General features: G+C 45.2%; 21 protein-coding genes and 1 pseudogene. 5 read left to right on the top strand and 17 right to left on the bottom strand.

The annotated features are described in order from the left end of the window. Positions 1–125 precede the first annotated feature (125 nt). The gene (locus tag ACTTK7_RS15755) at positions 126–272 is read right to left on the bottom strand and encodes a hypothetical protein (RefSeq protein ID WP_022794052.1); all 147 of its coding nucleotides are present in this window, start codon (positions 270–272) and stop codon (positions 126–128) included. A gap of 145 nt (positions 273–417) precedes the next feature. Next, a complete protein-coding gene (locus tag ACTTK7_RS15750; protein WP_156847934.1) occupies positions 418–654 on the bottom strand; it encodes a hypothetical protein in 237 nt (78 codons plus the stop codon). A 376-nt stretch (positions 655–1,030) separates the two neighbouring features. Between ACTTK7_RS15750 and brnQ the strand changes: the two genes are divergently transcribed. Continuing rightward, entirely contained in the window at positions 1,031–2,356 is a 1,326-nt protein-coding gene (brnQ, locus tag ACTTK7_RS15745) for a branched-chain amino acid transport system II carrier protein (RefSeq protein ID WP_022794054.1), read from the top strand. Between the two features lie 41 nt (positions 2,357–2,397). Here the strand turns inward: brnQ and ACTTK7_RS15740 are convergent, their stop codons facing one another. The 6 genes from ACTTK7_RS15740 to ACTTK7_RS15715 all read right to left on the bottom strand — a co-directional run bounded on the left by ACTTK7_RS15740 (position 2,398) and on the right by ACTTK7_RS15715 (position 7,902). Beyond that, positions 2,398–3,237: a formate/nitrite transporter family protein gene (locus tag ACTTK7_RS15740; protein ID WP_022794055.1), complete on the bottom strand. Its 840-nt coding sequence runs from the start codon at positions 3,235–3,237 to the stop codon at positions 2,398–2,400. A 99-nt stretch (positions 3,238–3,336) separates the two neighbouring features. After that, positions 3,337–4,509, bottom strand: a complete 1,173-nt coding sequence (locus ACTTK7_RS15735; protein ID WP_462869044.1) for an iron-containing alcohol dehydrogenase — start codon at positions 4,507–4,509, stop codon at positions 3,337–3,339. Positions 4,510–4,678: 169 nt separating this feature from the next. Next, positions 4,679–5,737, bottom strand: a complete 1,059-nt coding sequence (locus ACTTK7_RS15730; RefSeq protein WP_462869043.1) for a hypothetical protein — start codon at positions 5,735–5,737, stop codon at positions 4,679–4,681. A gap of 51 nt (positions 5,738–5,788) precedes the next feature. Continuing rightward, on the bottom strand, positions 5,789–6,106 hold the full coding sequence (locus tag ACTTK7_RS15725) for a hypothetical protein (protein WP_022794058.1): 318 nt from the start codon (positions 6,104–6,106) through the stop codon (positions 5,789–5,791). A gap of 244 nt (positions 6,107–6,350) precedes the next feature. Next, positions 6,351–7,292 carry an alpha/beta hydrolase gene (locus ACTTK7_RS15720; protein WP_462869042.1) on the bottom strand — a complete coding sequence of 314 codons (942 nt, stop codon included), beginning with the start codon at positions 7,290–7,292 and terminating at the stop codon, positions 6,351–6,353. 211 nt (positions 7,293–7,503) lie between these two features. Next, positions 7,504–7,902 carry a VOC family protein gene (locus ACTTK7_RS15715; protein WP_462869041.1) on the bottom strand — a complete coding sequence of 133 codons (399 nt, stop codon included), beginning with the start codon at positions 7,900–7,902 and terminating at the stop codon, positions 7,504–7,506. 199 nt (positions 7,903–8,101) lie between these two features. Here ACTTK7_RS15715 and ACTTK7_RS15710 point away from each other — a divergent pair, with 199 nt between their 5' ends. The 3 genes and pseudogenes from ACTTK7_RS15710 (at position 8,102) to ACTTK7_RS15700 (ending at position 11,571) form a co-directional block, all read left to right on the top strand. Beyond that, entirely contained in the window at positions 8,102–8,365 is a 264-nt protein-coding gene (locus tag ACTTK7_RS15710) for a hypothetical protein (RefSeq protein WP_462869040.1), read from the top strand. A 226-nt stretch (positions 8,366–8,591) separates the two neighbouring features. After that, complete coding sequence (locus ACTTK7_RS15705; RefSeq protein ID WP_462869039.1) at positions 8,592–10,151, top strand: BCCT family transporter; 1,560 nt, start codon at positions 8,592–8,594, stop codon at positions 10,149–10,151. 126 nt (positions 10,152–10,277) lie between these two features. Further along, positions 10,278–11,571, top strand: a pseudogene (locus ACTTK7_RS15700) (acetamidase/formamidase family protein). A 112-nt stretch (positions 11,572–11,683) separates the two neighbouring features. Here the strand turns inward: ACTTK7_RS15700 and ACTTK7_RS15695 are convergent. Continuing rightward, positions 11,684–12,571: a universal stress protein gene (locus tag ACTTK7_RS15695; RefSeq protein WP_462869038.1), complete on the bottom strand. Its 888-nt coding sequence runs from the start codon at positions 12,569–12,571 to the stop codon at positions 11,684–11,686. 259 nt (positions 12,572–12,830) lie between these two features. On the opposite strand from ACTTK7_RS15695, the gene ACTTK7_RS15690 reads away from it, so the two are divergent. Then, positions 12,831–13,721, top strand: a complete 891-nt coding sequence (locus tag ACTTK7_RS15690; RefSeq protein WP_022794063.1) for a universal stress protein — start codon at positions 12,831–12,833, stop codon at positions 13,719–13,721. A 62-nt stretch (positions 13,722–13,783) separates the two neighbouring features. Here ACTTK7_RS15690 and ACTTK7_RS15685 read toward each other — a convergent pair whose 3' ends face one another. The 8 genes from ACTTK7_RS15685 to ACTTK7_RS15650 form a co-directional block, all read right to left on the bottom strand. Further along, positions 13,784–14,833, bottom strand: a complete 1,050-nt coding sequence (locus ACTTK7_RS15685; protein WP_462869036.1) for a galactitol-1-phosphate 5-dehydrogenase — start codon at positions 14,831–14,833, stop codon at positions 13,784–13,786. A 26-nt stretch (positions 14,834–14,859) separates the two neighbouring features. Further along, positions 14,860–15,027, bottom strand: a complete 168-nt coding sequence (locus ACTTK7_RS15680; protein ID WP_022794065.1) for a hypothetical protein — start codon at positions 15,025–15,027, stop codon at positions 14,860–14,862. A 117-nt stretch (positions 15,028–15,144) separates the two neighbouring features. Further along, on the bottom strand, positions 15,145–16,176 hold the full coding sequence (locus tag ACTTK7_RS15675; RefSeq protein WP_462869035.1) for a zinc-binding dehydrogenase: 1,032 nt from the start codon (positions 16,174–16,176) through the stop codon (positions 15,145–15,147). A gap of 54 nt (positions 16,177–16,230) precedes the next feature. Next, the gene (locus ACTTK7_RS15670) at positions 16,231–17,493 is read right to left on the bottom strand and encodes a galactitol-specific PTS transporter subunit IIC (RefSeq protein ID WP_462869034.1); all 1,263 of its coding nucleotides are present in this window, start codon (positions 17,491–17,493) and stop codon (positions 16,231–16,233) included. A 68-nt stretch (positions 17,494–17,561) separates the two neighbouring features. Beyond that, positions 17,562–17,846 (bottom strand): PTS sugar transporter subunit IIB, encoded by a 285-nt coding sequence (locus ACTTK7_RS15665; protein ID WP_022794068.1) that lies wholly within the window; start codon positions 17,844–17,846, stop codon positions 17,562–17,564. Then, positions 17,846–18,334 (bottom strand): PTS sugar transporter subunit IIA, encoded by a 489-nt coding sequence (locus ACTTK7_RS15660; RefSeq protein ID WP_462869033.1) that lies wholly within the window; start codon positions 18,332–18,334, stop codon positions 17,846–17,848. The genes ACTTK7_RS15665 and ACTTK7_RS15660 overlap by 1 nt, the downstream gene beginning before the upstream one ends. A gap of 36 nt (positions 18,335–18,370) precedes the next feature. Further along, entirely contained in the window at positions 18,371–20,428 is a 2,058-nt protein-coding gene (locus tag ACTTK7_RS15655; RefSeq protein WP_462869032.1) for a BglG family transcription antiterminator, read from the bottom strand. Positions 20,429–20,536: 108 nt separating this feature from the next. After that, positions 20,537–20,738: hypothetical protein (locus ACTTK7_RS15650; protein WP_462869030.1), on the bottom strand; the 202-nt coding region annotated here is incomplete at its 5' end.

Raw genomic sequence — 20,738 nt, 5'->3', positions numbered from 1 at the left:
TTCGTCGACGCAAGTATAACGGATATGGGAGTCTGCGTGTTTTTTTGTGCTTCAACCCCAACAAATATTATAGAGCCTAAAAAAGCCTCCTGCATATAAGCAGAGAGACCTGTACGGCACGTATATTATAAAAAACTGATGGAGGTAATAGATTTCATAATCTGCTGCACGCCTGTCAGCACGGTCGGCATTTGCTCAATATTCATAAACGGCACAATAATATAAAACATAGAAAGTCCCATTACCATCATTAATACAATTGGGTTTCGCAAATTGCAGACCTCTTTTCCCCGTAATAATTAATTAAATACTATCATATCAACCCAAATACGATTTTTGTGTTTTATTATCCACTTGTAACTTAAACGTAATTTCTTTAATCTTTTGTTCATCAAATGGTTATTTTTGTTATTTAATTTATCCGGAATTCGTTCTTTGCTGGCTCCATGGGATTTTAAAACCCACAAGTTCAATTTGCAGCTGATCGATACGTTTGGTCTGGCCCTCTACATACCCGTGATCATGAAGAACATTAATAATTTCCTGTATTTCTTCCCACTGTTCATTGCTAGCTGTATAAGGCACTTCCAAAATAACAATGTCATCATGCTCTTCTACTGTAGAACAAAACTGGTGGTTTTTAACCCAATTCATACCTCTCCCCATAGCTCTCGCCTCCAAGTGATATTGGACCTATGCATATATACCCTATTATAAACGATATACACTTAAAATCATTAATATCCCTAATTTTCCTTCTAATTTTTTATAATTTTTCTGCGTATCCGTTTTCAGCAATTTTTGTTGTTTTTATGCATGTTTACAGTTTACTTTCAGTCAGATCCGCGTTACATTGTAGAATGATTATTAATCTTACATAATGCTTTACCGTATATAGTCATTTTCTCACAAGGTGAGCCAAGTGCAGCATGATATTTCAGGGACTCTCTTAAGAATTTGACTCGTTTCCTTTTGGAAGCGGGTTTTTTGCGTTGTGTGGCGATCTTACTTACACTCAGGAGGCGCTGGTATGAAAAAGTCGCGTATTCTTTTTATCGGTTTTATGCTTTTCTCGTTATTTTTTGGAGCGGGTAATTTAATCTTCCCGCCATTTCTTGGTTATTCTGCAGGTGACAATTTCACTTCTGCTATCCTTGGTTTTCTATTTACAGGAGTACTTCTCCCCATCCTTGCTATTTTGGCAGTCGTGCAGGCACGGCACGGACTTATCAGCATGGGAAGCAGAGTTCATCCCATGTTCGGCCTGTTGTTTGCTGTACTGATTTATTTATCCATCGGAGCTTTATATGGAATTCCCAGGGCTGCTAACGTTGCCTATGAAATCGGTTTTGTGCCAGCAGCGGGTATCGGGACCTGGTGGACACTTTTACTTTTCTCCTTAATCTTTTTCACAGTTGCTCTCTGGCTGAGCTTAAATCCTGAAAAAATAGTAGATCGCCTGGGCCAATGGCTGACGCCTATTCTATTCGTTACTTTAGCCGCTCTATTTGTACGGGCATTTTTTATTTTCGATACAAATTCTTCTTCAGCTGAAGCCCCTTATAATAATTCTCCTTTTATTGGAGGATTTCTAGAAGGGTATCTGACGATGGATGCTCTCGGTGCCCTTGCCTTCGGAATGGTGATTGTTAACAGTCTGCGCACCCACGGGGCGTCTTCTAAACGTGAACTGATGTCCGGCGCTGCAGCAGCTACTGCAGTAGCTGGGATCGGCCTTTCTATAGTCTATGTTTCGCTTGGATGGATCGGTGCCCGGATGTCACAGCAGGAAGGGATTACTGACGGGGCCGGCATTCTTGAACCTGCCGCAGCCATGCTTTTCGGACCATCCGGCAGCTTCTTTTTTGGTGTGATCGTTCTGCTTGCCTGCCTGACCACCAGCGTCGGCCTGATAACGGCATGCTCTGAATTTTTTCACAGCATAATGCCCCGCATTGCCTATAAATCGTTTGTCGTTCTTTTTACATTTATCGGAATGCTGGTTACTAATTTAGGATTGTCTTTAATTTTAAGCATCGCAGTTCCTTTACTCGTATTTATTTATCCGCTTGCTATTGTGCTCATCGTACTTTCACTTCTGCGCCCTGTTATTGGTGAAGGTTCACTAATGTATCAGCTGTCAATTATCTTTACAGGAATCTTTGCGCTTTACGAAGGGCTTTCAAGTATAGGAGTCTTTGTCCCGGCTGTCACAAGTATTCTTCAGACCTCGCCGTTTTTTGAGCAGGGACTCGGCTGGGTGGTGCCTGCGTTTATCGGAGCTGCCGCCGGATATCTTCTCGACAGGCTGATGCCTTCCCACTCCACGCAAAAGACTTCCTTTCATGAAAAATAATATCCCATAAAAAACTGCCCCTTTTTCAGGAGCAGTTTTTTCTATTCAATACCGTCGCTATCACGAAGTTCTTCCCTGTAGGCAAACAAGAACAGCAGAGAAACAAGGAGGGCTCCGCCGATTAAATTTCCAATACTTGCCGGTATTAAATTAAACAACAGGTATTCATACCAGGCATACTCAGTATCTGCAAATACCCCCATGCTGAAGTAGCCCATGTTCGCCGCGCTGTGCTGGAAATTACCGGCCACAAATAGAATGACCGGAAGCGCAGTCGCCACTACTTTGCCTGTAACATCTCTCGCAGCTGTCGTGAGAAACGATGCCATGCCGATTAACCAATTAGCCAGAATACCGGACAAAACGACCTGGAACCAACCAATTCCGCCAGAATCTTTAAATTTCATCTTGTCCGATAGATACACCTGCAGCTCTCCGTAAAATTCCGAAGTTAAGGAGCCGGAAAGCTGAATGACTGCTGCAACGAATAATGCACCGACAATATTGCCGATGTAAGTAGCAAGCCAGAACCTTGCAATCGGCATAAAGTAGACACTCGGCTTTCGGAATAAGTAACTCGGAAGCAGAATGTTAATTTCTGTAAATAATACAGCGCCGGATAAAAATACCATGACATAAGCTGCCGTAAAACCAAGTCCTGACAATAGATAGTACAGCCCTTTCGCTTCTACGCCTGTTGCAAGGAGAATCGAAAATACCGCCCCGAAGGTCATGAACGATCCTGCCAGTATCGCCAGCAGAAATTGCGCTTTGAATTCCTTACTTAAGTGGTTGCGTCCATTTTCTCCAAACGCCTGTACCACCTCGGGCGGTTCTTTATACTGCCGGTCGGTTGCCCCGAGCTTTTGTTCTTTCGGCATAACACATCTCTCCTTCTCCTGATCTCTGCCGCAGGAGCAGTACCAAAGGAAAAACCCCGAAACAATCGGGGCTTCCGGTTCATCTTTTTTCCTTTATACTCAGCCTTTTACCAGAGCTTCTTTCCCGTAATACGAAGCCTTGAACAAGTCCTTCATCTGTTCGAAGGATGTTTCCCGTGGATTGGTGCCGGTACATGGATCGCTTAGTGCATTTTGAGCCATTGTATCCAGATGCTCTTCGAAATCCTTTTCAGGGACACCGAATTCTTCAAGCGTAACAGCTAATCCTAAATCTTTGTTGAGTTCAAAAATATACTCTACAAGCGAATCTGTCAATTCTTTATCTGTCTGCCCTTTTAAATGCAGGCGACGCGCAATTTCTGCATAGCGGTCTTCTACCACTGCACGGTTGAACTCAATGACATACGGAAGATAGATCGCATTGGCATAGCCGTGGGGAATATTAAACGTAGGTCCGCTTTTATGAGCGAGACTGTGCACATTTCCAAGTACCGCGTTCGCAAATGCCATACCGGCCATCGCCTGAATGCTGTGCATCTGCTTTCTGGCTTCATGATCGCCGTTATACGATGCTTTCAAATTATCTTTAATCACTTCGGCACCGCCGAGAGCAAGAATGTTAGTATATAACGTCCGCGGCTTAGCTACGTAAGATTCAATAGTATGGGTGAAAGCATCCATACCCGTGTAAGCGGCAATATGCTTCGGCAGATCTTCCACCATGGCAGGGTCAATAATAGCAATGTCCGGTGTCAGGCCAAAGTCTGCAAGCGGATACTTGACGTTTGTTTTTTCGTCCGCCACTACTGAAAAGTTGGAAACTTCAGAACCGCTGCCGCTTGTCGTAGGAATGCCGGCAAACTTCGCCTTCTGGCGGAGACGCGGCAATTCAAAAGGCTTCGTGGCATCCTCAAAGGAAAGCTCAGGATGCTCGTAAAAGAGCCACATCGCTTTAGCAGCATCCATTGCGGAACCACCGCCGATACCTATAATCCAGTCAGGAGCAAAGGAACGCATTTCTTCTGCTCCTTCTTTAACCATTTTTGCAGTTGGTTCTGTATTATACCCTTCCAGAACTTCAGTTTCGATGCCTGCTGCAGCAAGATGCTCCTGAATACGGGTTAAATTGCCGTTCTTTTTCACAGAGCCGCCGCCAATAACGAGCGTGGCTTTTTTTCCTTCAAATGTGCGCAGTACTTCAAGCGCGTTATCTTCAAAATAGATGTCTCTTGGAATCGTGAATCTGCTCATTAGTGAAGCCTCCTTGTTGTTTTAAGCTAAACGATAGATGTCTGGTGTGATTGATGAACATCTATTTTAACTACAGAACAAGCATTTCCTTTTAGTCCGGAAGATTAAACATGGCAGATTTTTCCGCCATGTTTATAAGCATAAAAAAAGCCCGGGGACGGGCCTTTTTTTATGCGGATTCATCTTTTGAAAGTGCACTGTTCAAGTCTTTTTTGACACTTTCCATGACCTCGGACTTAATTTCATCCAACAGGTCACTTTTTGAATCCCCTATCAATTCATCATGCAGCTGTTGCACGAGCTCCTGCTTTACATCTTCATATAAATCATCTTTTAATTCGTCAATCAGCGAATGCTTTACATCTTCGACAAGCTGGCTGGTTGCTTCTTCGGAAATGAACGACGAACCTTCTTCTGCGTTATCTTCTTCTGCTGCCGGCTCTTCCTGTTCCCCTTCACCGGTGTTTTCTTCTGCTTCTTCTTCGTTATCCTCTGATGAACTTTTCTGCTCCTGCGATGAGTCTGCTTCTTCTTGCATATCGTCTTCTTCTGCAGACGGCTCTTCCTGTTCTTCTTCAACTGACGTTTCTTGTTCACTGCTGTCCGCTTCTGAAGAATCTTCATCCGCATCTTCCTCACTGCCTGCTGATTCCTGCTCTTGTTCCCGAGAAGCCCTGTCTGTATTTTCTTCGGGCTGGTCCTCGCTTTCGCCGCTGTTGACCTCAGCCATGATTTCATCAATCATTCCTTTTTTATCTGTAGAGGAGAGTTCTAGGCCGCTCTCTTCAGCAAGAGCCTGAATGTCTTCTACACTTTGCATATATAAATCAATTTCTTCATCTTCACCATCTTCATTCGTAATAACGACGTTTGCGTGGTCCTGCTCTTTCTCTTCTTCTGATGAGGCATCCTTCTCATCATTTTCGCTGCTCAGTTCTTCCTGCTCTTCCTCCTCAGGAAGCTCTTCGTCGCTCTCTTCCTGCTGACCCTGATTTTCTTCGTCTTCCGACTCCTCTTCTTCCCCGCTGTCTTCGTTTTCCACCTCGTTCATGATTTCATTAATCATGTCCTGTTTTTTAGTAGAAGATAATTCAAGACCGCTTTCTTCGGCAAGGGCTTTTATATCTTTCACGCTCATCATGTAAAGATCTACTTCTTCATCTTCTCCGTCCTCATTTGTGATGACAACATTTGCCTGCTCCTCTGATGATTGTTCTTTTTTAGCCAATGCAATCCCTCTTTTCAATTCTCTTCATTGAGAATATATTGTTGTATCTATTTAGACAAAATGGATAATAATCTGCCGGATTTCTTTTTGAAATTCTTCAGGAATCCGCTTTTCATACCTTGTCGAAATTACGCAGTGATCATGCCGTTGAATTTCTGTAATTGGATATTGAAACATTAGCTGCTCATTTTCATCTTTCACATAAAAAATCATGCGTGCTCTTTTTTTCACACCGTTGGCATATCGTCCTTTACCCTGCCACTGTGGAAATTGAAACCCGAAGGTATATGTTCCGTCTTTTTTCTCCCCTGAAGCCTGCTCATCTAACGGAATACGGATATTTACTATTCGTCCAGGAAGAACTAACACGATTAACATCTCCTTACAGATGAATGTTTTTTTCACCGTGACGGATTTTCCCTTTTATTTTTACCTTCGTTATACCATTACCTTTCCAAAAGACTTTCAACCTTCTACTAACGACCCAATTTTACCTCTCAGCATCTAACAGAAAATCATCCGGTCCTGGTCACATAATAAAGCCTCCTGAAGGTTTCAGGAGGCTCCGTGCTATAATCCGGCTGGCATGCCGGGGTTCATTATTGTAGAGCTGTTACAGGTTTCTCTTTAAAGCATCTATATATCCTCTGACCGCCCGCTGGCTGACTTCTGCCTGCGGGGCAATGCCTTCAAAGCCGTGAAAGCAACCCGGGTACAGGTGGAACTCTGCCTGCACTCCGGCCTGGCTTAATCGCAAAATATATTCTATCGTTTCATCGCGAAACGGATCCGCGCTTCCCACCATCGTATAGACGGGGGGAAGATCGGAAAGATCCTCTGCGAGGGCTGGAGAAGCGTAAGCGGAAATGTCTTCATTATGATCACCGAGATAGGCTTTCCACGCTGCCTGGTTGGAGTAATAGTTCCACACCCTTGTGTCCGTGATTTCCCGGCTTGAAACAGTAACATTTCTATAATCCAGCATTGGGCAGAGCGGCATTTGAAAAGCTATCGCCGGTCCGCTCCGGTCTCTTGCCATCAAGGAGACAGCTGCTGTCAGTCCCCCACCGGCGCTGTGGCCGGCTACTCCAATGCGTTCTGCATCTATCCCAAGTTCACCGGCGTGTCCGGCCGCCCATTTAAGACCAGCATAGCAGTCCTCCACCCCGGCCGGAAACGGATGCTCCGGGGCGAGCCGGTAGGCCACAGAAATCACCACACACCCTGCTTCGAGCACAAACCTTTCGCACAACTCATCATTCATTTCCGGCGTGCCGCTCAAATATCCGCCTCCATGGATCCAATACAAGCCTGGAGAAATTGTTTTTACCGGCATCCCCGGCTCATATATACGAACCCGTATATTTTGTCCTTCCTCATGGCCGGGAATGTGTTTGTCTGTGATCCTTACTTTACTGCGGCTAATGGGCGCCTCTCCCTCAAATGCCTGCTTCGTTAATACACGGCTGTTTCTGATTTCTTCCCGGGTGGAAAACTTCATTTCCGGCAGCCCATCCAGTACTGTGTGCAATTCATTCTGAATTTTTTCTTTCATTTCCGGCTCTCCTGCTTTCTGCTAGTGACATAAACTGTATTACAATAAGCATTAATTGTATACGCTTTCAAAATTTCCCAAAAGGCTTGGCATTGCTGATATTTTTATTATAAGGGCTGCTGTATTTATCTACAATTAATAAATGAAAAACAGAAAAGCTTTTTCAAGGTATACTTTTCAGCCAAAACAGGCCTCTCACATTGTGCCTCTGTTAATCAGAAGGCAGATTCAACTGCCAGGAAACATTAAATCTATCCTGGATCCAGGCGAAGCGTTTACTGAATCCGTAATCTTTTAAAGCCATCAGCTTTTTACCGCCCTTGGAAAGATGATTGTACAAGTACTCAATTTCCTGATCTGATTCACAGTTAACAAAAAGTGAAAAGGAAGGCGTGAATGTAAAATCGTGCTTCACGTTACTGTCCATGCATATGAATTCCTGGCCCTGCAGCGAAAGCACGGCCTGCATAACATTCCCTTCTTTACCGGATTCATGCGGCCCATACCGGCTTAAGCTTACTATTTTTGCTTCATCAAGCAGACTCACATAATAATTAAGTGCTTCTTCTGCATTCCCCTGAAACATAAGAAAAGGTTTAATTGCCGCCATTGGTACCCGCTCCTTTTATTTTAACTCTTTTTGTTTATGTTCCCTGGATGAGAATCTTTGAAGCAGGACTCCAGGCTTAGTTTTTCGCCGCCTGTCAACCAAATGATTTTATCTTTGTAAAAATTATATATGGCCCTATCCTCCTTTTATGCCTGCTGCCTTACACTAAAAGAAAATTCAGTAGAACGGATGATGGATGATGGCCGTGAATATAAAGATGAGTCTGCCGTGGCTGATAGCGGCAGCAACGGTGGAATTTCCGGCCCTGCTGCTTTCGGCCGGCTGCTTCTTTGCTCTTGCAGGAATGCTCCATATTCCTGTCTGCATTTCTTTTGTCAGCGTGTTTATAATTCATTATTTTTACTATGAACAGGTATTTTATAAAAAATGGCGGAAGATGCTTCTCGTTATATTAAATACTTCGGGCGTAACTGCTCTGCTTTTTCTTTTGGGATCAATTTAAATATAATTTTTTCAGCAGCGTTCGTCCCGGCGCTGCTGTTTTTTTGATTGTTATTTTTAAATGTAAATGGGTAAATAACATTCATGCTTTAGTTTATTCAGCTGTTTTTTGAGGAAGAAGAGGATTATTGATATTTTTCATATGGATTTATTGTGATTTATTTGTTTTCTGCATTCCTTAATTTTCACAGCTATCATGAAAAGACAAAATAGAAAGGGGGATATCAATGAGTGAACAGAATAATGATCAGCAGTCAAAATTAAAGCTGATTGATTACCGGATTTTTGTTCCGGCACTTTTAATCATCATTGCAATCTGTATACCGCTTGCTTTGTACGAAACACGAAGCATGGAAGTTTTAAATGGGATTTTCGATTCCCTTGTGGAAGTATTTACATGGGGCTACCTCTGGTACGGTTTAATACTTCTTGTTGCCGGCCTTTATTTCTCTTTTTCCAAATATGGAAAAGTTGTATTGGGGGATCCGTTGGAAAAACCGCGTTTTTCACTATTTGAATACGCGTCGATTCTAATTGCTATGGGGCTCGGCTCCACTATTATGCGTACCGGAATGGTGCAGTGGACCTCCGTAGCAAGCGACCCGCCAACCGGTGTGGAAGCCGGTTCCACACAGGCCCTGATGTGGGGGAACTCCTACAGCATGTTTCTCTGGAGCTTTCAGACATTTGCTATTTTCGTTATGGCGGCGCCAGCGATGGCCTACATTCTTCATGTGCGTAAACGCCCGTTAATGCGTATTTCTGAAGCATGCCGCGTGCTTTTTGGTGACCGGTTTACCGATGGCCTTGGCGGTAAATTTTTAGATGTTATTTTTCTGATCAGTATTCTTGCAGGCGCTGCAGTGACGCTCGGGCTTGGCTCCCCGATCATTACCAACAACCTCGCAGAGCTGCTGGGAATCGAAATAAGCTTTGGCCTTACACTGATCGTAACACTCATCTGGGTGTTTATGTTTTCTTTAAGCGCCTATCTTGGGATCGAAAAGGGCATCAAACGCCTTAGTACGTTTAACATGTATCTGGTGGGAATATTCGCTCTGTTTATTATGGTGGCCGGCCCGGGGATATTTATTTTGAATTATTTCACCGGCAGCCTCGGCTTTCTTATGACTAATTATATTAACATTTCCTTTTATACTGAAGCCCTTTCTTCCGGAGAAGCCAGCTATATAAAAAGCAATACCGTGTTCTGGTTCGCTTATAACGCTACCTGGGCGATGCTGCACAGCGTATTTGCCGCGAAAATCTCCCAGGGACGCACCATTAAAGAAATGATCATGACGTACTTAGCCGCTCCAACGATTATTTCCTGGATAGCTACAGGAGTTCTCGGCGGACTGGGCGTAGACAGATTTTTAAATGGCAACCTCGATGTGCTCAGTATCGTGGAAAATCAGGGTAATATGGCAGCTATACCGGCAATTTTAACTACACTGCCGCTCTCTGGTCTTGCTCTGGTCATCTTTATGGTTGTCGCATTGATTTTCTTAACTACGACCCTTGATTCTACGACGTATACTATTTCAGCGTATGCAAGCACCGAAGATATGAGTAAAAATGAGCCTTCTAAATTTCTTCGCATTTTGGTCGCTGCCATCATCACCACCCTCGCTTTAATCTTAATGAGAATTGGAGGCCTGCCTCCGCTTGAAGTACTTTCAGGGCTGATGGGGCTGCCAATCATTGTCATACAGTTTTTGACAATTGCAGCAGCAAAGAAAATGATAGATCAGGACAAAGCATGGATCCACAACGTAAGAGAATAAGAAAATTTTTGCCGGGTATCCCCATAAAGGATACCCGGCCATTTGCATTACGATGAAAAGCAGCAGCTGGGCTAATTCCCTCTTCCGTGTTAAAGTTAGAATATTCTAACATAGGGAGTGAATAGCATGGATGCCAAGCAAACCGTATACGTTAATACCTTTACAGATGGCATGCTCGATCCGGCTCTTGAAATGGAATATAAAGTTAAAGACGGAGGCCGCAATTGTTGCCAACACCACCCCCGGGTGCTGGGGGCCGATGATCACCCCTGCCCTTCGCGGCGGCCATGAGGTGACAAAGCCGGTGTATGTCGAAGGTGCAGAAGTCGGCGATGCTGTTGCTATCCGGATCAAATCTATTGAAATTACCTCTCAAGCCACAGCCTCCGGTAATGATAAAGCGGTAGACGGCCGTTTTGTCGGTGATCCATTCGTTGCTGTAAAATGTCCCGGCTGCGGGCAAATGCATCCAAAAACGGTGATTAAAGGTATTGGCCAGGAAGCGGTCCGGTGTGCTAACTGCGGTGAGGATATCACTCCGTTTGTATTTACAAACGCATACACGATGGCTTTTAACGATAATAAATCGATCGGCCTCACCCTTTCACAGGAAGCAGCTGAAAAAATTGCCCACGACGGAAAAAATTACATGAACACCCCCGAAAATTCGATTCAAAACCCGGTAGTAACCTTTGCTCCTCATGACATTATCGGTGCAGCAGCCAGAACCAGGCCTTTTTTAGGGCAGCTTGGAACTACTCCATCACGCGCTCTGCCTGATTCCCATAACGCCGGAGACTTCGGGCAGGCATTAATCGACGCCCCCCACGAGTACGCTATTACTAAACCACAACTGGAAGAACGCACAGACGGCCACCTTGATATCAGTCGTGTCCGGGCCGGAGCTGTGTTAGTTTGTCCGGTTAAAGTCCCCGGGGGCGGCATCTACCTTGGTGATATGCATGCCATGCAGGGTGACGGCGAAATTGCCGGCCATACCACCGATGTTTCCGGGATTGTGCACCTCCAGGCCAATGTTTTAAAAGACGTCAAATTAGATGGCCCGGTACTGCTCCCTGTGATTGAGGATCTGCCCTATACGGCAAAGCCCTTTAGCGAGCAGGAGAAAAAAGAAGCACTCGAACTTGCCCGGCAGTGGGGTGTTAATGAGCTCGAAGAAGCTTATCCGGTATCTTTTATCGGCAGCGGGGCGAGTCTGAATGAAGCAACAGAAAACGGAATGCAGCGGGCAGCCAAAGCACTGGGTGTCACTGTACCGGAAATTATGAACAGGGCAACCATTACTGGCTCTATTGAGATTGGAAGACACCCCGGTGTAGTTACTGTTACTTTTTTAGCACCGGAACCTCTTCTTGAAACAGCCGGACTCCTTCATGCGGTGAAAGATAATTACCAGTAGCATTATACTCTTCTGCTAAATAGTCACGGTCATTAAAAACCCGGCTGCCATCCAGCCGGGTTTCCTTTGTTATAGACCAGCTGCACTGGCAAACTGAATGTGGGAAAGTATTTTAAATGTGTTCATTTCTGACAACGAGAACGTCGCATTCCGCTCTGCGTACGATGCTTTCCCCGACGCTTCCGAGAAGAAGCCGTTCGGCACTGCTGACTCCGGAAGCCCCTGAGACGATTAAGTCTGCCTCATATTTTTCCGCAGCATCCTTTGGAATTACCATTTTTGGTGAGCCGTACTCCAAAGCAAATGAAACATTGGGAACGTTGCTTTTTAACGCAAGCTCCCGGTATATTTCAAGCAGATTTCTCCCGTTTTTCTTAAATATTTCAATGACGTTACCTCTTGTTTTCTCTACTGATGAAACGAGCGGTGTATGAATAACATGGGTGACCACGGCCTTCGCTTCTTCTTCTTCTGCCATTGCCAGACCGGCACGAAAGGCGTTGGCAGACATTTCTGAGTCATCTACTGCGATCAGAATGCTATTATATTTTTTGATCCCCCGTTTATTTCTAACCACCCAGACGTCACACTCTGCATTTCGTACGATACCTGCGGAAACGCTTCCAACAATGAATCTTTCAAATGTACCTATACCCGAAGCTCCACAAAGAATCAAGTCCGCTTTAAACCGTTTTGCAGTGTCCTTTGGGATAGTAGTTCTCGGAGAGCCGTTTTCCAAAAACACGGTTACATCCGTCAGCCCTGCTTTTTCGGCTTCTTCTCTGCAGGCAGCAATAATTTCTTCCCCTTTTTCCTTTGAGGCCTGTAATAAATCCGTAGTATGAAGCCGGGCCTGGCTATAATGGTTGTAGTCGATAATGTAGCAGATTCCCAATGAACAATCATACGCTTTGGCGAGCGCAATTCCTTTTTTCAATGCAAATTCAGCTTCTACAGAGCCATCTGTTGCTACTAAAATACGGTTGTACCTTTTTTCCATTTTGCCTGCCCCCTATCCATCATCGTCAACGCCGGATGCTGCCCTGAATGATTTTGCTTTCGCCAGCCCGGCTGTCTTAGTTCTATCTCTATTATAGCACTATCTTCAGTTTTACTATTGTACTTTTTTTGCCAAATTATACAGTGGAGTTCTTCGCTTATATGTTTCATAATGGAGATAGATAGAGAGATATTTCACTTTTGTTTCAGGTCATTTCGTGCTCGAAAATCTACTTCTGTAAAGAAAGCGGGGCGTTATCATGATCAAACACTATCAGAATATTCTCACAGCTGTGGACAGTTCGGATGAATCTATGCAGGCATTCCGCCGCAGTCTCTCACTGGCCAGAAAACATCAAAGCCAGCTGACGGTCGCCCATGTTGTGGAGTACAGAACATTGAACCGCCTGATTCAATATATACCGACTATTATGGAAACGGCGGGAGAACAGGGAAAAGTACTGTTAAACATGTACAAAGCAGAGGCTGAAGGAGCTGGCGTGAATATCCAGACAATAATGGAAACCGGCGTACCAAAAACCATTATTACTAAAGATCTCGCTCCAGATTATGAGACCGATTTGATTATTACCGGCGCCTCCGGGGCTGGAACAGTCGGACGCTTCATTATGGGAAGTGTTTCCACCGGCATCGTGCGCAATGCCAAATGCGATGTTCTCGTCGTCCGGAAAAAGGATTCAGACAGTGACTATAAGAGGATCATCATTGCCATTGACGGCTCTAAAGAAGCAGCCCATGCCTTTGAAAAAGGAATTGCGCTCGCAATGGAAGAAAATGCAGCTGTGCTGATCACGCATGTAATTGATTCAGTGGTACTCACCTCTATGGAGCAGCATGACACCGGGCTGTTTATCGAAATGGAAAGCTACTCTGAAAAAATGCTTGAAGAATACCGGGAAAAAGCCGTAAATGCCGGCCTCGAGCACGTAGAAGCAGAGCTTCACCACGGAGCTCCTAAAGTTGTTATTGCGGAGGATTTGGCTAAAAAGTATAAAGCCGATCTGATTGTTGTTGGTGCCTCCGGCCTGAATACAACAGAGCGGTTTTTCCTCGGCAGCGTCTCAGAGGGTATCGTACACCGGGCTGATTGTGACGTTTTACTGGCCCGCCTGCCGGAAGGAGAACAATAAAATTATAAAAGCGAGGCCCTTCTCCCTTCACCCGGGAAATGGCCTCGCTTTTATTTAATTTATTATTTTTCGGGATGAAAAACGACCTTCACATAATTTCCTTTTCCGTTAATTAAATCGTCAAAGGCCCCTGGTCCCTCTGAAAGATCTGGCGTATGTGAGATCATCGGCTTTACATTAATCTGGCCGGTGCCCATATAATGAAGCGCAGATGTCCATTCCTTTCCGGGAAAAGGCGACGATACCGCGTTCCAGGAGCCGAGTATCCTTAATTCATTGCGCACAATACGCTCGAAATAAAAACGTTCAATAGTAATATCTGCGTATGGAATACCCATAAACACGACCTCGCCCCCCTTCCCTGGAAGAGCAAGTACCTGGGCCGAAGTTGCAGGTGCTCCTGCAGATTCTACCGCAAGGTCCACCCCGTACCCGCCTGTATGCTCCTGCACTTGTTCGTGGGCTGGACGCTGACTTGAATTGATCAATACGTCTGCGCCCACTTCCCGGGCAGTTTGCAGCTTTACGTCATCGATATCAATCGCATACACTTTTTTCGCCCCGAATATTTTCGCCCACTGAACTGCCAGAAGGCCAATGCTTCCGCATCCCATCACGGCTACTTCCGCTCCGGGTTGAATACTCGTACGGTAAAATCCATGAGCTACGACAGCAGCAGGCTCGACGAGCGCAGCGGTGTCATAATCCACCTGGCCGGGCAGCGGCAGAACATTTTCAGCCGGAAGCCTGACGTATTCAGCATAGGACCCCGGGTGGCGGGCTCCGATCACCGTCAGATTTTCACAGCGTGAAAGCTCCCCTTTCTGACAGCTCAGACACTTCCCGCACCGAAACGTTGGGCATCCGGCCACGCGGTCCCCCTGTTGCACTTCTGATACCCCGGGGCCGGTCTCAACGACCTCTCCTGCGAATTCATGGCCGAAAATCATACCTTCCACGTAAGGGCCCAGCTTTTTGTAGCGGGAAATGTCGGAGCCGCAAAGGCCTGCAGCCTTCACCTTAATAATAACATCATCAGCATTTTCGATTACCGGCTTTGAAGCTTCTTCGAATCGGAGGTCCTGCTGTCCATATAGTTTAAGACTTTTCATGTTTTTCTCCCTTCAAAGTAACGATATTACAATTCTGAATTGGCCGGTTCATTTTTTGCCTTTTTCTTTCCAAATAATATTTTAATTAAAGCTGCCCCAACAATGATTGGATTAAAAATCATCTGGTGATCAAAATAGAACTCCCCGATTACACGCATTGGGCCCAGCATAAAATCAAGCATTAATTCCGTCATAGTGAGCCTCCTTACCTTCTTAATATATTTTTTGCCGCTGACGGCGGGCAGGGAGTCCTTTCTTTTCCTGGCTCCCTGCCTTTCCATGTATTAGTGTCTGCACTTTTCCACCAGATGTTAATCCACAGGCGTAAGCAGTACTTTAATAGCTTCTCCGTCTTTAATTTTTTGATAGGCCTGGTCCCATTCTGTAATGTCATATTCATGAGTGACCATCGCCCGGGCATTCACAAGCCCGCTGTTCATCAGCTCAAGGGAAGGCTCCCAGTCAGCAGGCTTCTGGCTGCGGCTGCCAACCACACGAATTTCTTTTTGAATCACTTTATCAAAATCAAATTGAATATCCGGTGTTGTGAAAATACCCACCTGAGCGTATTGACCTTTTTTCCGCAGCAGGCCAATCGCCTGCTTGGCCGCCGGTACAGCTCCTGAGCATTCGAAAACGATGTCTGCCCCGTAGCCATCAGTTACGCTATTGACGAATTCATGAAGGTCTTCCTCCTGCGAATTCACAACGTAATCAATTCCAAGCTCGCTCGCTTTTTCCAAACGCACTTTATCATTTGTGAGCCCGGTAATAATAACTTTGGCTCCCCTGCTCTGCGCCACCTGGGCAGTAAACAGGCCGATTGGCCCTGGGCCGATAACGACCGCAATGTCTCCGTCCGAGATCTCTGTTTTAGCTACCGCGTGGTGTGTGCAGGCAAGCGGCTCTGTCATCGACGCCGACTGATAATCAACGTTTTCAGGGAGGTGGTGGAGACTCGCTTTCCGGGCGATTAAATACTTTGCAAAGGCTCCGTCGTACTGATTGCCAAGCCCTTTGCGCCAGCTGCATAGGTTGTAGTCGCCAGCCCGGCAGTACCGGCACTCGCCGCAGATATAAAATGTCGTTTCGGAGGTGACCCGGTCCCCGGGCTTAAAATCGCTGACCCCTTCGCCGACTTCTACAACTTCACCGGCAAATTCATGGCCAAGCGTCACCGGCGCGTTAACTTTATAGTGGCCCTCATAGGCATGAATATCAGTGCCACAGACCCCGGCATATTTTACTTCGATTTTCACCTGGTCCTTCCCGGGCGTCGGCTCCTGTTTGTCCTGTACTTCGATGCTTCCTTGCTCTAAATCGGTTTTCACCAATGCTTTCATATTCTTTTCCTCCCGATGTGTTAATTTTCATGCAGGTTTTTCCTGAGAGGTGAATTAGTTAAACAGTTCGAAGAATCTCCAGATGAGCCAGTTGATCAGGTTTCCGCCCTGGTCAATACTTGAAATTCGTGCGGAATCTTCCGGCATGTCGAAATCAGCGTTTTGAGCCATTGTTGTAAATACGTTGGCGATATCTGTAGCCATGTATAATGAAAGGGCGATCATCACAGTACCTACCAGCACAGAGTGTATAATGTTACCTCTCGCTGCTCCGACGATAAATGCAACAACAAATGGAATCGTCGCAAGGTCACCAAACGGAAGCAGAGCGTTGCCAGGCAGAAATACTGCCAGTACCACCGTAATTGGCACAAGAATCAATGCCGTAGCAATAACGGATGGGTGTCCAAGGAGAACGGCTGCATCCAGGCCGATGTAAATTTCTTTGTTGCTGAAGTGTTTGTTCAACCAGTTTCTGGCTGACTCTGATACAGGCATTAAGCCCTCCATCAAAATCTTAACCATGCGCGGCATCAGAACCATAACGGCGGCCATCGCCATGCCGATTTCAATTACTTCGCCTACGCTGTAGCCAGCCAGGGCCCCAATTGCAACACCGAGGAACAGCCCGATAAAGATGGATTCACCAAACACACCGAATCTTCTCTGAATGCTGTCCGGGTCTGCGCTCAGCCGGTTAATGCCGGGGATCTTCTGCAGGCCTTTTACAAGAAAGATACCTGGTGCATATGAAACGGTACTTCCTGTAGCAATCGATACGCCGGGAAGCTCGTAGAAATCACTCACCATTGGCGCGGTCCAGTCAGCGATTTTCAAGGTTACAATTTGGAAGATTACTGCAGCGATAAGTCCTTGAATGATACTGCCGGATACGGTGTATACTACAGCAGCCATAAATGTATAATGCCAAAAGTTCCAGATATCCACGTTCATTGTTTTTGTTGTCTTTGTCAGAAGCATGACAACGTTTACAAGCAATCCTAACGGAATAATAAAGGCTGCTACTGCCGTAGAAGCCCAGGCAATAGATGATGTCGCCGGCCAGCCGACGTCAATTACGTCCAGGTTGACTCCTAATCGATCAACCATTCCCTGCGCTGCCGGGCCTAAGTTATTAACCAGCAGGTCAACTACAAGAAATATACCTACAAATGCTACCCCAATCGTTAAGCCGGACCGGAAGGCTTTTCCCGGCTTCTGCCCGAATAATAAACCGAGCAAAAAGATAACCACTGGTAAAATTACTGTTGCCCCGAGATCTAAAAATCCCTGCACAAGATCTACAAATCCTTGCATGCCACTTCCCCCTCATACCTGTAATAATGAGCCCGGTTTCCCTCTTAAAACAGGAAACCGGCACACTGTTATTTTTTCAATTCATCCAGAATTTCCTGTTTGGTATCTTCCATACCGATACCTGTCAGGAAGGAACGTGCATTGATTACCGGAAACGGATATTCCTTTTTGATCGTAGCTGTCGTTACCAGTAAATCAGCAGTATCAACATAGCTTTCTACTTCAGCTATTTTAATTTGCTTAAGGTCCACTGATAATTTGTGTTCTTTAGCCATATCTTCAATAGCACCGTTAACAACTGTGGAAGTTGCCACGCCTGCTCCGCATGCTACTAGTACTTGTTTTTTTGCCATTATTTTTCACCTCCTTTAAGGGATAACGCGTCTAATTTTTCTTCCATGATATGCTTGATCTGTTTTTCATCGGACGTGCTGACAAGCTCACTTAAAACACTTTGGTCCTGGAATACCTGCATAAGCTGCTGCAGCAGCTTCAGCTGGGAATGAGCCTCATCCATGGCAAGCATGAACACTATTCTGACCGGCACCGTTTCCGCGTCGTCTCCCATGACGATAAAATCAACAGGCTCCTTCAGTATTCCTACACTGATTGCTTTTTGCTGTACATGCTCTACATCTGTATGTGGAATTGCTACCGCGATGTCGCCTGTCGGAAGACCGGTAGCATATTCATTCTCTCTCTGAATCACTGCTTCAACGAAGCTTTGTTTTACCAGTCCATTGTTCACTAAATTTTGTGCCATTGTCCGCAATACTTCTTCTTTGGATCCCCCGTCCATATCTAAAAGAATCACGGGAGTATCAAAATACAAATCGCTCATCAGGCCCCTCCTTGGTGAAATTGAAATCTTACCTGGTTAGTCTTTGGAATACGACTGAATAATTTTATATATATCTTTGATGGAATCAGCGGCTGTTATTTGATCTCTTGCGGTTTGTGAGCCTGCAAGCTTCATCAGCTGCATCAGCGCGTGAATATGCTTCTGCTTATCCACAGCAGCAATGACGATCACCAGATTGATTCGGTATTCTTCGGAAAAAAGAACCCCTTCCTTCAGTCTTAACAAACTCATTCCTACTTCATTCACCCCGTCTTCCGGGGAAGCATGGGGAATCGCAATATTCGGCCCTATGACAATATAGGGATCTTCCTCAGTATAATGCAGCATACTGTTTACATAGTCGTCCGTGATACTTCCATTTTCAAGCAGCGGAGCGGCAGCCGTTTTGACGGCCTCTTCCCAATCGTCCGCTTGATCCTTCAGGGTAATGGAAGCTGGAGTGATTAATTCATCCAAATTGTATTCAGCCTTGCCCATGCTGTAATTCACTGAGTTTTCATTGTCCTGATTAATATAACTTTGAATATCTTCTATGAGTGCGCTTTCATTATGGATATGAGCATGACGGCTGACAATCTGAATGATTTCATCGATGTCCAGATGGTTCGGCAGATACCCGTAAAGCTCGAGCATGACCTGCTTGCGAAGACGCTGCCGTTCTTCCCTGCCTAAAAATGTCTTTACTACGAACAGTTTTTTGTCAGTTTCGAGAAACGTCGGAGCAAAGACGATATCATACTCCAGATGGTAATGAAGAAATTCCCGTACAGATAAAGAGTCCAGGAACACAAATTCCGGGAAAAGCTCACTCAGCTCATTAAGCATCAGTCTTGATACAGACACTCCCTGAGGACATACCACAATGGCTTTTACTTTCTTTTCAATACTTTCGCCCTGTCTTTTCATCCAGCCCCCGATCAGCATGGTAATGAAGCTGCTCTCACTGTCCGGGATCCGGCTGCCGATTAACTGTTCAAGCGGTGCGGTGGATTGCTTTACGAGATGATGCAGAGCTTTGAATTCCTTACTCAGCGGCGCCTGCATGGATGACGTTTCCGACAGCTGATATTTGATACGGTAATATGCCGGCTTAATGTGCTGAAGCAGCTTATCAAGCAGCTGGTCGCGCTCGTGTAAATACACACAGGCGCTTTTCTCAAACTGGCGCAGCATATCATCTGTGGCGGCTCCTAAATTCGGAATGACCTCGTCTTCCATCGGAAAAGAAGTGCTGTAGACATTCGCTGTCAATAAATGCAGCGTGACAAACAACCGCTCTTCCATCGGAATGTGTTCATTCTTTTTAAATATTTCCTCTGTCGCCTGGTACTCTTTCGTATCCGAAAGCTCTTCATACTGGATGGAAAATGTATTAACAGCAAAGCCCTTTTTAATTCTTTTTAAAATTAAAGCTAATATATAAGGCATCGTTTCCAGCTTTTCATCAGTAAACTTCAGGCTGAGCTTGTTTTCAACATTTTCAATCCGTTTGCGGTAATCGTCGAGCTCCTCCTCGTCAATTCCAGCTATCCTTTTGATTCTCACCGCCCCGTCCTGCATGAACAGCAGCTGGTACGTAACATTCATCAGCAGTTTCCGGATCTGAAATTCCTTTCCATCAACCAGATAGCCCTCTTTGCGGGAATACTTGATTAGAAGATGATAGTCATCAAGATACTGCTGGGCTTCTTTCAGCTCATTCAATACGGTGTTTTTACTCAGCTGCAGTTCGCTTGTGAAATGATTTAATGAAAGCGGCTCTTCACTGCTGACGAGCATCATAATGAGATAATAAGTACGCTGTTTCCCAGTGAGTATTGGCTTTTCAGCTGCGATAATTTCTTCATCCATACCGAAATTTGTGTAAACGGACTGATCAATAATGAAATGCCCCTGGCGCGTTCTTTCAATAACCGGAAGGTCTTTGCTTAAAAGCCAGTCGTTTACTTTATTAATGCTGTAGCCCAGCTGTCTTCGTGTTAGTTGATGCTTTTCTTCAAGCGCCATGCTAGTGACCGACGGGTTGCGGATTAGTTCGTTTAATATTTCATTATCCCGTTCACTCAGCGGCATCTCCTTCCCCCCTTTGGTTAATTTTTATTCTATCAGCCGTCGCAATCTAAATGTATACGTTTTCATCGCAGTCTTTTGAACATTTACTGTACAATATTGTGATTTACATTACACAAACCAACTTCGTACATTGATACAAAAGGCTTGAGTGAATGTACATTTCTTACACGGATTAATAAGTACAGCAGCTTTTCTCCGTTTCTTTTCAACATTATTTGTATATTTTTGTAAACAAAAAGGGGCTGTCCCAAAAATAGGACAGCCCCCCTTTTCTATGCGCAAACAAAGAAAGAGATCATCCTTGAATGAT

Source organism: Marinococcus tarijensis, from assembly GCF_054971385.1.
This window is presented reverse-complemented; position numbering and strand designations above follow the sequence as displayed.

Coding starts and splice junctions, on each gene's coding strand:
- ACTTK7_RS15750 (WP_156847934.1), bottom strand. CDS start 654: ATGAATTGGGTTAAAAACCACCAGTTTTGTTCTACAGTAGAAGAGCAT.
- brnQ (WP_022794054.1), top strand. CDS start 1,031: ATGAAAAAGTCGCGTATTCTTTTTATCGGTTTTATGCTTTTCTCGTTA.
- ACTTK7_RS15740 (WP_022794055.1), bottom strand. CDS start 3,237: ATGCCGAAAGAACAAAAGCTCGGGGCAACCGACCGGCAGTATAAAGAA.
- ACTTK7_RS15735 (WP_462869044.1), bottom strand. CDS start 4,509: ATGAGCAGATTCACGATTCCAAGAGACATCTATTTTGAAGATAACGCG.
- ACTTK7_RS15720 (WP_462869042.1), bottom strand. CDS start 7,292: ATGAAAGAAAAAATTCAGAATGAATTGCACACAGTACTGGATGGGCTG.
- ACTTK7_RS15715 (WP_462869041.1), bottom strand. CDS start 7,902: ATGGCGGCAATTAAACCTTTTCTTATGTTTCAGGGGAATGCAGAAGAA.
- ACTTK7_RS15710 (WP_462869040.1), top strand. CDS start 8,102: ATGGCCGTGAATATAAAGATGAGTCTGCCGTGGCTGATAGCGGCAGCA.
- ACTTK7_RS15705 (WP_462869039.1), top strand. CDS start 8,592: ATGAGTGAACAGAATAATGATCAGCAGTCAAAATTAAAGCTGATTGAT.
- ACTTK7_RS15695 (WP_462869038.1), bottom strand. CDS start 12,571: ATGGAAAAAAGGTACAACCGTATTTTAGTAGCAACAGATGGCTCTGTA.
- ACTTK7_RS15690 (WP_022794063.1), top strand. CDS start 12,831: ATGATCAAACACTATCAGAATATTCTCACAGCTGTGGACAGTTCGGAT.
- ACTTK7_RS15685 (WP_462869036.1), bottom strand. CDS start 14,833: ATGAAAAGTCTTAAACTATATGGACAGCAGGACCTCCGATTCGAAGAA.
- ACTTK7_RS15680 (WP_022794065.1), bottom strand. CDS start 15,027: ATGACGGAATTAATGCTTGATTTTATGCTGGGCCCAATGCGTGTAATC.
- ACTTK7_RS15675 (WP_462869035.1), bottom strand. CDS start 16,176: ATGAAAGCATTGGTGAAAACCGATTTAGAGCAAGGAAGCATCGAAGTA.
- ACTTK7_RS15670 (WP_462869034.1), bottom strand. CDS start 17,493: ATGCAAGGATTTGTAGATCTTGTGCAGGGATTTTTAGATCTCGGGGCA.
- ACTTK7_RS15665 (WP_022794068.1), bottom strand. CDS start 17,846: ATGGCAAAAAAACAAGTACTAGTAGCATGCGGAGCAGGCGTGGCAACT.
- ACTTK7_RS15660 (WP_462869033.1), bottom strand. CDS start 18,334: ATGAGCGATTTGTATTTTGATACTCCCGTGATTCTTTTAGATATGGAC.
- ACTTK7_RS15655 (WP_462869032.1), bottom strand. CDS start 20,428: ATGCCGCTGAGTGAACGGGATAATGAAATATTAAACGAACTAATCCGC.